General features: G+C 42.7%; 16 protein-coding genes. 5 read left to right on the top strand and 11 right to left on the bottom strand.

Annotated elements, in window-relative coordinates; translation table 11 throughout:
- Window positions 1-170 precede the first annotated feature (170 nt).
- The 6 genes from ACHUFM_RS16440 to ACHUFM_RS16415 all read right to left on the bottom strand — a co-directional run bounded on the left by ACHUFM_RS16440 (window position 171) and on the right by ACHUFM_RS16415 (window position 4,532).
- Complete coding sequence (locus tag ACHUFM_RS16440; protein WP_394183588.1) at window positions 171-497, bottom strand: hypothetical protein; 327 nt, start codon at window positions 495-497, stop codon at window positions 171-173.
- 179 nt (window positions 498-676) lie between these two features.
- Complete coding sequence (locus ACHUFM_RS16435; RefSeq protein ID WP_394183586.1) at window positions 677-895, bottom strand: hypothetical protein; 219 nt, start codon at window positions 893-895, stop codon at window positions 677-679.
- A gap of 25 nt (window positions 896-920) precedes the next feature.
- Window positions 921-1,523 carry a DUF2589 domain-containing protein gene (locus tag ACHUFM_RS16430; RefSeq protein ID WP_394183585.1) on the bottom strand — a complete coding sequence of 201 codons (603 nt, stop codon included), beginning with the start codon at window positions 1,521-1,523 and terminating at the stop codon, window positions 921-923.
- Window positions 1,524-1,556: 33 nt separating this feature from the next.
- Complete coding sequence (locus tag ACHUFM_RS16425; protein WP_394183583.1) at window positions 1,557-2,057, bottom strand: DUF2589 domain-containing protein; 501 nt, start codon at window positions 2,055-2,057, stop codon at window positions 1,557-1,559.
- Between the two features lie 80 nt (window positions 2,058-2,137).
- Window positions 2,138-2,770, bottom strand: a complete 633-nt coding sequence (locus ACHUFM_RS16420; RefSeq protein WP_394183581.1) for a DUF2589 domain-containing protein — start codon at window positions 2,768-2,770, stop codon at window positions 2,138-2,140.
- A gap of 574 nt (window positions 2,771-3,344) precedes the next feature.
- Entirely contained in the window at window positions 3,345-4,532 is a 1,188-nt protein-coding gene (locus ACHUFM_RS16415) for a helix-turn-helix domain-containing protein (protein WP_394183579.1), read from the bottom strand.
- Window positions 4,533-5,071: 539 nt separating this feature from the next.
- Between ACHUFM_RS16415 and ACHUFM_RS16410 the strand changes: the two genes are divergently transcribed.
- From ACHUFM_RS16410 to ACHUFM_RS16390, 5 genes are all read left to right on the top strand, one after another.
- Window positions 5,072-6,541 (top strand): SLC13 family permease, encoded by a 1,470-nt coding sequence (locus ACHUFM_RS16410; protein WP_394183577.1) that lies wholly within the window; start codon window positions 5,072-5,074, stop codon window positions 6,539-6,541.
- Between the two features lie 13 nt (window positions 6,542-6,554).
- A complete protein-coding gene (locus ACHUFM_RS16405; protein WP_394183575.1) occupies window positions 6,555-7,739 on the top strand; it encodes a hypothetical protein in 1,185 nt (394 codons plus the stop codon).
- On the top strand, window positions 7,726-8,430 hold the full coding sequence (locus ACHUFM_RS16400) for an HAD family hydrolase (RefSeq protein WP_394183573.1): 705 nt from the start codon (window positions 7,726-7,728) through the stop codon (window positions 8,428-8,430). The genes ACHUFM_RS16405 and ACHUFM_RS16400 overlap by 14 nt, the downstream gene beginning before the upstream one ends.
- Complete coding sequence (locus ACHUFM_RS16395; RefSeq protein WP_394183571.1) at window positions 8,427-9,563, top strand: transporter substrate-binding domain-containing protein; 1,137 nt, start codon at window positions 8,427-8,429, stop codon at window positions 9,561-9,563. The genes ACHUFM_RS16400 and ACHUFM_RS16395 overlap by 4 nt, the downstream gene beginning before the upstream one ends.
- A gap of 222 nt (window positions 9,564-9,785) precedes the next feature.
- Window positions 9,786-10,091: a hypothetical protein gene (locus ACHUFM_RS16390; protein ID WP_394183569.1), complete on the top strand. Its 306-nt coding sequence runs from the start codon at window positions 9,786-9,788 to the stop codon at window positions 10,089-10,091.
- A gap of 53 nt (window positions 10,092-10,144) precedes the next feature.
- On the opposite strand, the gene ACHUFM_RS16385 is transcribed toward ACHUFM_RS16390, so the two are convergent.
- From ACHUFM_RS16385 to ACHUFM_RS16365, 5 genes are all read right to left on the bottom strand, one after another.
- A complete protein-coding gene (locus ACHUFM_RS16385; protein WP_394183567.1) occupies window positions 10,145-10,570 on the bottom strand; it encodes an SPOR domain-containing protein in 426 nt (141 codons plus the stop codon).
- Window positions 10,571-10,716: 146 nt separating this feature from the next.
- Window positions 10,717-11,706: an isopenicillin N synthase family dioxygenase gene (locus ACHUFM_RS16380; RefSeq protein ID WP_394183565.1), complete on the bottom strand. Its 990-nt coding sequence runs from the start codon at window positions 11,704-11,706 to the stop codon at window positions 10,717-10,719.
- Window positions 11,707-11,807: 101 nt separating this feature from the next.
- Window positions 11,808-12,305, bottom strand: a complete 498-nt coding sequence (locus ACHUFM_RS16375; RefSeq protein ID WP_394183563.1) for a nucleoside deaminase — start codon at window positions 12,303-12,305, stop codon at window positions 11,808-11,810.
- Between the two features lie 67 nt (window positions 12,306-12,372).
- Window positions 12,373-13,167, bottom strand: a complete 795-nt coding sequence (locus ACHUFM_RS16370) for an ABC transporter permease (protein ID WP_394183561.1) — start codon at window positions 13,165-13,167, stop codon at window positions 12,373-12,375.
- Window positions 13,145-13,927, bottom strand: a complete 783-nt coding sequence (locus ACHUFM_RS16365; protein ID WP_394183559.1) for an ABC transporter ATP-binding protein — start codon at window positions 13,925-13,927, stop codon at window positions 13,145-13,147. Before ACHUFM_RS16365 ends, ACHUFM_RS16370 begins: the two co-directional genes overlap by 23 nt.
- Window positions 13,928-13,951 lie beyond the last annotated feature (24 nt).

Below are 13,951 nucleotides of genomic sequence, written 5' to 3'. Positions count from 1 at the left end.
TCATTGTCAATAAGCCTATTGAATGTGACGGCGATTAAGTGTCTGGCTAGTATGGAGAGGCTTAACTTTGAGAAGGGAAGAGTGTCTATTTGAGCAGGGCGAAAGTGATTCGATGCGAAGATATAAAAAGGCCAGCATGTCTGCTGGCCCTGCTATTCACAAAGAATGGCTTATTGTGCTGTGAGTTCTTCTTTCATGTCTTCCACTAAATCACAAGACCAGCCCCAGGCGATTTGTTTTTCGACAAATTCGGCCGCTTTGTTTTCACAGTATCCTGCTTTATTTTTAGCGTTCCAAAGTGTCTTAGTGTTTCCCGCTTTAGTGTACTGAACTTCACAAGGTAGACGATTACCTTCTGGGTAAACCACTTCAATTACGCGGTTTTCATTACCATGCACACATAAGGTTTTTCTGTTTTCGATGGCGTTTGCTGACGTCGCAAGGCCAGCCAAAACAAAGGTCAGTACAAAAGCAAAAGACTTATGTAATTTAGTCACAGTGAATTCCTTTCAAATATCATATTGGGTTTGGGGATAGCTTGATCAATCATTTCCAGTAAGGTAAATGATTTGTAAATAAATGTAACTGATTGTTATGGCAGGATCAATGTAAAATCTTTACAGAGGAAACAAGTAACAATTCGCGCTGAGTCGAATTGCTACTTATCGTTTGTGTTTCATGAGACGTGTTGTGCTTGTTCTACGGCGTCCTGGCGAATTTCTTCAAACTTATTGAATGCCTGAGCCACTTTTTGTGTTTCCGAGAAAGAAAGGGAAATAGAGGTGTGACATTTAGGATTGGAACACTTAAAGCTTTGCCCCGCTAGCAGTAAATTGGATTCAATAACGATAGGGGATTGGCAATCTGGGCAGTTGATTTCAGTTTTAACACTCATCTTGTTTCTCCTTATTAAGGTGATGCTAATCTTTTGCTGGAAGTGGGGCCAAGTTTTTGGTGAATATATCCAAAATCGCTGTCATACCTTTGGGCAATGGCAATTGTCCTGCGGTCAGGCTGACTTCGTAATTAGCGCCCGCGGAAGAATTACCAGAGTCTTTACCTTTACTCGATAAGGTTCCATGTAGTTCGGTATCAAATTCATGAGACTTATAAGCGTCTGTCATGCCTTTGCTAGTAGAGCGTTGTTTACGTTCTGTTGAGGTTTCTTTGGTAAATTCTCGTGAGCTTTTGACTTCCATTTGAAAGGAAATTTTCAGCGTCTCAATTGCCAGTGAATTAATCGGAATTAAGGTCATTAACGGGATCGCGAAGTCCATTTTTATTGGCTTCGCACTAGGGGTACCTTGCGTTGTCAGTACCTGCCTCTCTAATTGAAACTTAATCATCACTGGACGCAGGTCGTTGCTTTCCTCAGAAGCTTTTTCAAAGCAGTTGGAGATGATGAACTGTGTTTGAGATTGCGCAATCATTGCATTGGCATCGGTGGCGGCTTTTAAGGGCGCACCAATGAGTGCTTTCATCGGCAGTCCCGAAAATTGATTTGCGATACTTTTAGTGGCCATTGGGTGTTCCTTCTAATCATACATTAAGCTGAATTAGCCTGGAATTTGTGCTCTTAAGGTGCGCTCATAACCTTCGATTAGGCGTTTTAAGCCTTCTGGCGGTTCGCTTCCCGTTAAGGTGATTTCAATTTTGGTGTTGGCTGAGTCAGAGCTGTCTTTATTCCCTCCCATGAGACTGCGTTTCTTATTTGGATCTGGGAAAGACACCATGAGTTTGTCGTCTTTACTGGTGGTCACTTCCAATTCCGTTGAAAATTTCACTTCAGTGATCCGTGGGGAAGAAATAGGGCAGAGTGCCAAAATGGGGATTTCGGCCGTGACATTTTCAATGCCATCCGCGGTACGACTGGGAAACTCCATAGCACAGGTTTTGGGGCGCAATACGGGGGTCGTATTGTGTGGATCTTTTGGGTCGTCTCTTTCTTCTTCATCAAAAAAACGTTTGATGAAATCGATGGTTTCACCTTCAACGGATTTAGCAGCATCCTTAACGCTCTTATGGATAGCACGCATTAACGCTTGAAATTCAATCATTCTCTTTTCCTTTTTTATATAAAAAGCGGAAAGTGGAAGCGAGATTAACTCGCTTCCACGCTACTCACTAGGTTGAACCGTTATTGAGCGGCTGTTGCTTCATCTTTCAACATGATTGGATCGATGTTTTTAGTGAAGGCATTGATAATGGTGGTCACACCCGTTGGCAGAGGCAGTTGTCCAGCGTGCACATCTACTTCGTACTTGGCCTGGTTAGACGCTTCGTAATGCTCTTTCTGAGAAGAGGAAGACTTACTGTTATGGGAAACTGAGCCATGTACTTCAACGGAGAATAAGCCCGCATTGTATTTGGCTGTGATATCCGCTTTAGCAGCCGTTTCTTGCTCTTGGCTGCTTTCATTGTCTTTTGACGTAGAGCTTTTGACTTCCATTTCAAAGTGTACTTTCACGTCGTCTACTGCCAAAGAGTTGAGCGGGATCAATGTCAGCAAAGGTAGCGTGAATTTGACTGTTGCGGTTGGGGGCGTCGCGGCCGTGCCATCCGGTTTAACAATTGAGCGAGTGATGTTGAAAGACACCATAATGGGTTCCAAATCATCGCCTTTTTTGTCGAAGCAGGTACTCAACATGAACTGGGTTTGAGTGCGTGCCATCATGCCGTTGGCATCGGTTGCTGCTTTCAGAGGGGCACCGAGAAGGGATTTCATCGGTAAGCCGCTAAATTGTTGTGCCATTGAAGCTAATCCAGACATTATTGTCTCCTTGATTATCAAAAATTTGAGCGTTTTTAGAGCGAATTTCCTGCTCTGCTTATCATCTTTCTCAACCTTTCTTATTGCTGAAATGTCCAATCCCCTGATTTCATAACCGTTTGTAGACGACTGGATGTCAGCATTAAAAATTTAAGTCATTGCATAACAGGCTGATGAGATGACTGTGTCAGGTTAGATAAGTGTTTTGTTTAAAACTTGGTCAAATGAGGGGAATCATCATGCGCAATTTGACTGTGTTTTTTTGGCGCTAATCGCTTGCAAATATGCCGTTTTTTGACGCGAAAAAGCCGAACTTTCGCCGATCCCTAAGATTCATGTCCGTTTAATGTTGAAAGACTTATTCGTTTGTTTGGGGGGAATTGAAAACGGCTTATAAATCAATGTGTCGGCTAATTTTAGTCACAGTCAATGACGATGTGATACGTATTCAGAAGACGCTAAATCTCATTCTAAAGCGGCTGGAAACTAGCGGATGTTTGTTAATAAATCTCTGACGCTTGCGTCAGAGATTTTTTCATCTAGTGGTTATACCTTAGACACGATGACTTTCTTGTTATGAAGCATAAGCATGTTTACGTTTCTTACGCTGCTGGTTTCGGTATTCTCTGGGCGTGCAGCCAGAATAACGCTTGAACATTTTCTCAAAATGACTCAAATCACCAAACCCAGATTGTAGACAAATATCCGTAATACTGTGATTGGGATATTCAGCTATTTTACGTTTAGCAAACTCAATCCTCATTTGATTGAGTAAGGGTTTAAACGAGAGGCTTAAATGCTCTCTGAACAGAAAGGATAGGTGGGATGGGCTAGTAAAGGCAGCGGCGGCAACGCCTTCTAAACATACTTCATCTAGAAAGTTTAGACTTAGAAAGTTTAATGCTTTTTGAATACTGGGGTGAAGGTGGTCATAACCATCCAGTTGGTGACTGAGTAGTCGGTCAATGAGCTCGTCTTTGAAAGGCGGTGAGGTGATGTCAATAATGCCAAGGTCAAGAATGTCTTTGGCGGTTATTTTGGCATCACAACACGACGCCAAAAATAAGATCAGTCTATGTAATTCGACGATATTACCAGGCCAATCGTATTGTTTTAGCAGAGATAGGGCGGAGTCTGTTATGTCTAAGTTCAGTTCGAGGCTAGATAAGATAAAGCCTATGTGTTCTTGGATGTCTTCAGGTCGTTCTCTTAACGGCGGTAGATGAAAGTTAAACTGAGGGGTAGTGACGCCGAATATTTCATTCATCCATTGTTGAGGCTGACAGGAAAGATCCATTTTTGCGCATGAGATGATGAGATGAATCTGATTTTGCTTCAGGCCCATAAAAAAATCGTCATCTGAGAAAAGAGAGATTAAGACATCTTTGTTGGCGTCACTTAAATAATCAATGTCTTCGATATAAAGCGTCCCCTCTTTTGCTAACTGCATGCTTTTTAATAAGTGCTCTTTGTAAGAGATCGCATCAATTAGATTGGCTGGAACGCAGATAAATTTGCCTTTTTGTTTCTTACTAAGATGATGAATATGCCAAGCGGCTGCGGTTTTTTCACAGCCATTTTCACCGGAAAGAAAGATGGCAAAAGGGAGGCGAGAAGCGAACTCTATCTGCTTTTTTACTCGAATGATGGCATCAGAATGCCCAAGAATAGGGTAATTCTGATAACGTTGAGAAGTAAAACTGTATGGTGTAACGCGTAAATCATTAGGGGGTATATAACTATAGGATAGCTCATTTATCATAATTTAATTCCTTTTATGATTTCGGTTTGAACTTTAATCCTAGATCTCAAATTAGGTTTTTTAATTGGTGGTTCATACTGAGTATGCGGTGAAATATGCGAATGGACGGTGAATCTGATTGTAAAAATGCGATTCAGGCCGTTTATAACCATGGAAAATAGCATGGTGATAGGGTTGGGTTGCAGATTATGTTGAGCTAACTATTTGTTATCTTTTGTAAGTTTTTCGATTTCAATGTTCTTGTTTACTCTATGTCTGAATGTTTCACCTTCTCTAGATAAAAGGGATTTGTTGTTTGACTTAGCGGTTGAATGGAAGCGATAGAAAGTAATACGAAAATGCTATTTGTCTATTTTATAAGATGCCTATGCTGTTATCGTTATTTTTATATTTTCTAATTGTTTTCATAGTTTTATGAAAATATATATCGTGATGTTATAAATAATAAAGTCGTATTTTTTAAGTGTTTTCACCAAGTTATATCGTTCGTTATTTAAGAAGATGTTTTATCTTTTTAAATAATGATTAGAGCGTATTATATGAACGATATTCTTGATAAATCCGCTTTGGAATCGGCTGAAATAAATTCCAGTATTAAAAATGAGGCACTTTTTAAACTCATTGGTTGGCTGGTGACGTTATCTCTCCCCTTATTTTTGTTCTTCAAATTGCCTCAACAGGTTGTTGATCAGTCGGGTTCTGAGGGCGTGATTTTTTTGGCGCTCATTGCAGGTGCTGTGAGCATGTGGGTGTTTAGACTCACACCTAATTTTGTGCCTTCTCTCTTGGTCACTGCGTTATCCGTAATATTGAATTTAGCGCCACGAGATGTGGTGATGGCTGGGTTCGGATCAAATGTCATTTTCTTGGTGCTCGGCATGTTTTTATTCGCCGCCATGATAAGTTCTTCCGGTTTAGCAAGAAGAATTTCTTTATGGCTGATCACCAGCTTACCAAATAATCGTTTTACGCAACCCTTTATTCTATTTGGTCTGGGGGTGTCACTATCTACTCTTATCCCTTCGCCATTAGGACGGTCTGCCATTATGACGCCTTTGGCATTAGACCTCGCAAGATTGTCCAGCAACCCTCATCGTCAGGCGACGTTGCAAGTGAGTGCACTCCAAGGTGGTTTCTTGCTTTGCACCGTATTTTTAACGGGAAATCCTCTTAATTTTGTGATGCTAGGCTTTTTGGATATGCAGACGCAGTTCTACTTTCAGTGGGGCAATTGGCTGCAAAGCACTTTTATAGCAGGTTTAGTTTTATTGGCCTTTTATCTGTTATGGCTGTTATGGCGTTGTCGTCATGAAGAGACAGTTTCGAGTCATGAAATAGAGAGGTTAAAGCAAGAATTTAAATCATTGGGCGGCCTAGACAATAAAGAGAAAGGCGCCATGGTCTCCATGATGATCTTAGTCGGCGCTATTTTAACCATGTCTTTTCACCATATCGAATTGGCTTGGATTGCCTTATTCATTGCTATGGCGGTCTTTTTGTTTGATGGTTTAACAGTTGCCGATATGCGCAGTCGAGTCGATTGGCCTACCTTGTTGTTTATTGCCTCCATTGTGTCTTGGGGCCCGATGATCCAACATTTGAATTTAGATTTATTAGTATTTGAACACTTAAAGTGGCTGGGAATATACATCTCAAACCGCCCACTTGAAGGTATTTTATTGCTTAGTCTGGTGGTCTTTGGCACTCGTCTGTTTTTCCCAGGCGCGCCTACTTTTGTCATTTTAATGAGTGTCTTGATTTCTGTTTCAGGCAGTTCTGCTTTGTCTCCTTGGGTTCTGGGCTTTTGCCTGTTATTACTGAGTGAATCTTTCATATTTTCCTATCAACACGGTGTCGCCGCACAGGTCGGTTCAGCTTTAAACGATGAAAAACTATTGCACAAAGACATGCAGAAAGCCTTTCTGACATCCAATCTTTGGTTCTGTTTTGCTCGGGTGGTCGCATTATGTGCCTCTTTAACTTATTGGACGCATCAAGCATTGATTTAAGGAGATTGAAAACATGAAAATGATTAACAGTGCCATTAAATTGACCATTCTGTTTGTCGTATCTATTGCTGTGGTATTGGTTTGGCAGCATAAAAAGAACGAGCCTAGGGTGTATGTGATTCATTCCTATAACACGGATTTGAGTTGGGTTAACTCAATCGATGAAGGCATACTAAATAAACTTAAAAGCGACTTTCCGTCTACACAGGTTCGCTTTCATTACATGGATTTAAAAAACCATAATGGGTGTAATTTTCGTCGTCGTGCAACAAGGGACGTTTTGTATGGCATTAACGATTGGAAGCCAAACTACATTCTTTTGGTCGATGATTTGGCGCAACAGCTGATTGGTGCGCATTATCTTGCCTATGAGGATAAGCGTTTCCCTGAGCAAAGTCTGGCAGAGCAGCTATTCAGTCAGGATTGCCCTGATCAGAATATCGATTTCTATCAACAAACGTACTTAAAAGACTGGGACGCTTTGCCACAAATTATCTTTGCCGGCGTGAATTACAGTGTGAAGCCATATGGCTACTTTGAGGCCGTCAATACCCAAGGAATCTATGAGCATAAGAATTTCGTTTCCCTGTCTGAAACCTTATTGGATTTGAGTCTTTATTGTGGCGACGAAAGAGCAACAGCCGTTTTACCACTCAATGATAATTCTCCAACGGCACAGCGAGAACTAGCTGGTTATCGTCAATTTAGCTGGTTTCCTTTACAGCTTATTGAGCCTGCTACTGTTGACACATTTGCACAATGGAAGCAGCAGGTTGAACAGGCTAACGAGAATAAAGCCATGTTATTGATAGCCAATTATCAGCAAGTGAAAACTCAAGCTAGGAGTAATCAGTTTGTACCCGCTAAACAATTGATCCATTGGACGATTGCTCATGCTAAATACCCTGTTTTAGGGGCTGGTACCAACTTTGTCGACGACGGCGGTATGATGACGGTTGCTATCGCAGGTCAGGAGCAGGGCAAAGAGCTGGTGAATTTGATGAAATTTGACAGACAAGAGCTGGCGCTTGTTGATAGTAGCGTTAAACGAGCGGAGCAGTTTTTAGTTGGATTGGCGGCTCGCAAAACCAAACAGTTTTGTAATAACCGCTTACCTGCTATTTATCAGGCGTATGCCAAAGAAACAGGGCTTTATCTTTTTGACGATGTGTCAGAGGTTTTGTATGCCGAACCTTGATACTCACAACGACCATATAGTGACTCAAGCAGCAGAAGATTATCAATTACTCATTTTTGATATGGATGGGGTAATAGTCGATAGTTTAATGGTGATGAAGATGGCGTTTAGAGCTTCTTTATTTGATTATTTTGGATTTTCCGTAACAAGTCGTTCTGTTGAGGCTTTATTCAGTGAATATCAGAAGCATTTGGGGAAAGGTTTTAAGCAGATTATGAGGGAGTTGGGGCTTCCCGAAGAATTGTCTCCCTATTTCGTTCGTCACAGTCGTTATTTGGCGGCTTATGTGCAGCCATACCAAGGCATGGATGAGTTATTAAAAACCTTAAAAAAACAAGGGAAAACCTTATGTGTTGCCACAGGGAAGGACGGCCAACGAGCAGGGGAATTATTGAATCGTTTGAGCCTGTTGCAGTATTTTGATCAAGTGATGGGAGCGGATCAAGCGCCTGCAAAGCCTGACCCCACCGTGTTGATTGACTACATGAAGTACTATGACGCCTGCGCTGAACGCACTTTAATGATAGGCGATGCCCCAGCCGATTTACTTTGTGCTAAGCGTGCTGGTATCGCTTCTGTTGCGGCTTTGTGGGGCTACAACAAATTCGAAGATTTGGTGAGTTACCAGCCGAAATATTATTTTCATTCTCCTGCTCAAATGAACGTGTATTTTTCTGGCAGGCAGCCATGAGTCTCATTCGTTTTATTCTCGCTATGGGACTGTTCATACTCGCGACTGCTACGGTTGCCCACGCCGAGTGTTTGGACGTTGCCAAGACGGATAATACGAAACCCCTTATCGTTGCGGTGAAGTTTTCTCCTCCTTTCCTTTATGAATCAAATGCTACTGTGATTGATAATGCTGGTTGGTCTGGCATTACGGCCGACTTGTGGCGAGAGATAGCAGACTGCCTACAGCTTTCGTATCGATTTACAGAGTTTGTGGATGATCAAGACATAGTCAGCGCGCTTAGTCAGCAAGAGGTTGATGTGGTGCTTGGGCCTTTTGTCCCTAATGCTGATGTGGAAGGTGTGGCAGACTTTTCTCACAGTTATTTTAAAGGCCACATTGGTGTATTAGTGGCAGAAGAGTCTGGTTGGGCAAGTCTTGTTCGTTTGTTGCAAAACTTCCCTTTTATGGAGACTCTTTTCGTTCTACTGGTGCTCTTATCCATGATGGTTTGTACTGCTTTATTGTACTGGCAAGCAGAACATAAAAGCCTCAATCCCCTGTTTACCGATGGCCCATTAAGGGGGTTTTACAACGCCATGATATGGGCAACCTTATTGGTGTTTTCGGGGCAGGGAAGTCCCTTTGAGGTGAAGCATAGAGTAGGGCAAGTATTGGTGATCATTTTGATGTTTTTTGGGGTGAGCTTTGTCTCCATCGTGACCGCATTATTGACATCCGCATTAACCCTGCAAGGCTTAGGGGCGCAAATAAGCAATGTAAAGGATTTAGACGGTAAGAAAATAGCCTATCTGAATGCGCTTGATTCCGATTTAAAAGGCCAGAGTGTCGTGGACTTTTTACAGGAACACGGTCTTCAAGATAGTCAGCAATTGTTCTCGTGGAGTCAAGTTATGCTTGGTCTACAAGAAAAACGCTTGGATGCCTTTATACACAGTAAAGAAGAAATGCAGTTTCTGATTAGCTCAGGCTATTTAAAAGGTGTAACGGTTTTGCCGCTTGATTTAGAGCAAAAGAACTATTCCATCATAATGACAAGAAACAGCTCACTCACCAAACCCATCAATAGACAAATACTCACCACAGTGAACAGTAAAGCTTGGCAGATTTACTATGAACAATACCTAAATTAACTTGTGTCGCTCGTCACGATTTTCCCCGTGAATATCCGCTTTGAGGCCAATCTCTATCGCTTGCAAATTTATATCCTTGTTTAAGAAGAGACAAAATCCACTTCGTTTGATTATGGAGTGGTTCTTCTAAATGGGAGACGACAGGTAGTTAAAGACGTTTTTTATATGTCTGTATACCACCCTGATTTTATTTGGTGAATTTAAACTGAAAGGAGCAATACGATGACACAAAGTATCTACATGGTCAGATCTGCTTTTTGGGGGGCAGCAATATCAGCCTCAAAAAATTCGACCCTCGATGTAACGGCAGAGCTGCAGGACATTTTAGACCAAGGGCACACTCAAATTTTTTTCTCAAATGGTGGGATTTCTAAGCAGTATTTTAATGCTGCTTTCGCTGATCCTGCTCCAGGACATACTAAAGGCTTTGGTTGTGCCGTTTTGGTGAATGGGGAAGAGTTTTGTTTTGCTTGTGCAGAAGGGGGAACTATAGATTTTGCAGGCGTACCTAATAACACATCAGCATAGTATGAATGACGACTGATGCGCTGACATTTGGATGGATGTAGCGCATTAGACTCTTAACGATTATTTGGAATTGTGGGCCACACACTGATAGTCGAAGACACACCATTATCCTGCAATTGTCGTTTCGCTTGTTCAGCGGTGAGTTCGCTAGAATAACGACCTACTAAAACAAAGAACCACTCTTTTTGATTGTCTTTAGCTTTTATTACCAGAAGAGGTGCATTGAATTGGATGCTTTGTGCTTTATTTGTTGCTTGCTCTAATGTGCGATACAACCCTACTCGTAAAGTATATTCAGCATCTTGATGTGAGCTTGGTAAGCGCATGTTACTCAGCGAATAGGGGAAGATTAGAGAATCTCCGTCTATAGTGTAAAGGGCATTATTGGTTTGTTTGGTATTACTATAAGTGGGTAAGTAGAGAACTAAAATAATCCCCACTAGCAAAATATTGAAATAGATAATGATGGTTTTACGCATGTTAGTTCAGCTTATAAAGTATGTTTATAAAGACAACCTCCTACGATATTGAGTATAGATATGTTTTAAAAACTTGTGCGTTTTTATAAACGAATTTTTAGTTTAATAAAGCCAAGCTACGTTTTATGCAACTTGGCGAATGGGGTTTATTTGCTTTCAACAAAGTTGGCTTGGATACGCTGATTGAGAAAGTCATCAGCACGAATGGCCTGATAGCGTTTATTTGGCCCTTGGATAAGTTGCGATTTATTGGCCTGACAAAAGAAAGCGATAGAGTGGCGACTGCCACAGTACTCATCGATTCTTGGTTGGCGAACTCGGTGTAAATTTGATTTGAGTTGATCGTCGCTCCAGCGCATTAGCATGTCACCGATATTGCAGGTAATGACATCGCCACGAGGAGGGATGTTCGTCCAACGCTGGCTTTGGGCTTCTTCTCCTGGGCAGACTTGTAATCCTCCATGACCTTCATGCTGGAAGAGCAGAGTCAGGCAATCAAAGTCGGTGTGCGCGCCAGCACGCCATATATTGCCTTGCTCTGTCACTCCATGGGTTGGGTAGTAATGCAGCAAGCGCAAGGTACTTTGATAATCCGTTTGTTGTGGATCATGCGCTTTACTGAAGAAATCTTGTTCGAACCCAAGCTTTTCGGCAAAGCAAGACAGCACCTTCATGCCAAGCTCCCAGCATTGTTTTTCGAATGCCAGAGTATTGGCTTGAAAATCGGGCAACTCTTTCTCCGTTGGCCAGAGACCATCCATATGATACTGAGTAATTTGGTAGGATTCTTTTTGATCTTGCGTACCAGTAGAAGGACGAATTTGGCTTCGACTTTCCCAGCCTGCATTGACGCCTTTGGGTCTGGGATATTGGTTCTTAATGCTTTCTGGTAACGCAAAGAAGCGTTCAGATTCCACGAAAGCAGCGTCAATATCTTGCTGGGCAATGCCATGATGACTGAGTTGGAAAAAGCCAATTTCTGTGGCAGCGAGCCAAAGTTGTTCGCGTATTTCATCGCGACGATTTTCAAAATCGCTCATATCGATGACGCGAACTTCTCTGTCGTCGGCGTCTTGTCCGGCACCACCAAAGGTAGTTTCACGATTGAGTTCTTCAAGTGAGTATGAAGCGGTCATAACATCTCCTAATCTTACTGTTGGGAAATGGAGCAATGACCTAGCGAGACTGGTTTGAATCGCCTGACAGCTTCTACTCCGAATTTTATAAAATCTTGGTATTACCAGAAATCTTCATGCAATTTTGCGGCCTCTTTTTCCAAACAAGGGCCAATCACTTTAACTTGGCGTTGACCAGAGTCAAACACAGTGCGACAGGGAAGATCCAAAGTTGGGTTTTCAGGGTGATTGCCAGTAATGTCTTTTAGGCTAGCTTCGCTGAGTCCATAGACCAATCTTCCCAAGCCTGCCCAGTAGGACGCTCCGGCACACATAGCGCAAGGTTCTGCTGAAACATACATGGTGCAATCGGCGAGAAAGTCGGGGCGATAAGCCTTGCTGGCTCGGGTCATCAGTTTGCGTTCTGCATGACCTGTCATATCAAAGTCAGGTAAATAGCCATTTACCTGTGTCATGAGGATGTTGCCTTGTGCATCTACTAAGAGAGCGGCGAATGGGTGAATGCCTTGTTGTTTGGCTTCCTCCGCCAAAGCAAAGCTTTGGCGGAGGAAGATTTTATCTTGGTCGGATAAGGCTGTGTCCTGTTCTACAAAGGTCATGCTTATTCTCTAATTAGTGTGCTTAATATGAGTTAAATATTGTTGTCTGTCTTTTTTGTTACCTGCCTTAACTGCGCTTTTTAGGTAAGCTCCAAGGAAACAGCCAAGCTTGAATCCACTGCACAGATTTAAACAACAATAAGCTTATGATGGATAAGAAGATCAAACCGGCAAAGGCTTGAGGAATCTTAAAGAAAGAGGTGGAGAACTGGATGAAATACCCCAGACCTTCTTCCGCGGCAACAAATTCCGCCACCACAGCACCAATAATCGCAAGGGTAATGGAAACACGTAAGCCACTGAAAATATGTGGGATGGCATAGGGAATTCGAATTTGCCAGGTTTCACGGTAGCGAGGGGCGCGCAAGGACTGGCTAAGTTCGATCATTTCAGGTGGCGTTTCCAACATACCTGTGGTGGTCGAAACGACTAATGGGAAAAAGGTGATTAAGCAGGTAATCAGCACACGTGAAGGGTCGTCTGTGCCTAGCAAGACGATGATCAATGGTGCTACCGCCACCACCGGCGTTGATTGAATGACAATCAAGGCTGGGTAAAGGATACGATTCATCAGTTGAGAGCGCATCATGCCAATGGACATCGGAATGGCAATTAAAATAGACAGGGCAAAGCCCATCAATGCCACTCTCAATGTGGCCCATAAATGCACCATCCAGCGTGAAAAATCCACATTGAAGAAAGCCGTGATGATGGCAGAGGGCGAAGGTAAGATGTAATTCGGTACCTTACCAAGCTGACAAACGAGCTCCCACAATACCACTAACCCAATAAAGAAGAGTGCAGGAGCAAAACGGTTTGCTTGTTGCGCAAGCCAAGGTTTATGCTGGGACATCTGGTTCATAAATATAGCCTCGAATTAGGTCGGTTAACTCTGCAAAGCGGGGAGAATTGATGGTTTTAGAAGAGCGAGGACGAGGTAGATCCACTTCGATCAAATCCAACACCGTACCAGGGCGTTTACTCATCACCAGAATTCGGTCAGACAGTAATACGGCTTCGCTGATGGAGTGGGTGATGAAAAGGACCGTTTTAGGGTGCTCTCGCCATATTTTTAAGAGATCAAATCCAATTTGTTCTCGTGTTAGGGCATCTAACGCGGAAAAAGGTTCGTCCATTAATAAAATGTCGGGGTTCAACAGCAAGGCGCGCACTATGCCAACTCTTTGCTGCATACCACCAGACAATTCATCGGGCATTTTATCCGCAAACTGAGTTAACCCCGCCATCTCCAATAATTCGTTAGCGCGTTTCTCGTCCGCGGCAGAATAACTGCCATATTTGTGTTTGAGCGGAAATAAGACGTTTTTACGAACCGTCAACCAAGGTAATAGGTTGGCCTTTTGGAACACAATTCCCACGTCGTCTCGGGGTTCCGTAACCGGGCGATTGAATACCGAAACCTGTCCTTGAGAAGGAATAAGTAAGCCAGATACCATGCGAAGTAACGTAGATTTACCGCAGCCGGAAGGGCCAACCACCGCCACAAATTCGTGGCGATGAATATCCAAGTCTATGTCTTTTACGACCAGTGGGGCTTGAGAGTCGTATTGGTGGCCGACGCCTTGCATACTGACGTAGGCAGAGTTTTTTGCTTGATCCATGTAAAGACTACCTTGATTTATAAC

This window comes from Marinomonas posidonica (assembly GCF_043643765.1).
Classification (GTDB): domain Bacteria; phylum Pseudomonadota; class Gammaproteobacteria; order Pseudomonadales; family Marinomonadaceae; genus Marinomonas; species Marinomonas posidonica_A.
This window is presented reverse-complemented; position numbering and strand designations above follow the sequence as displayed.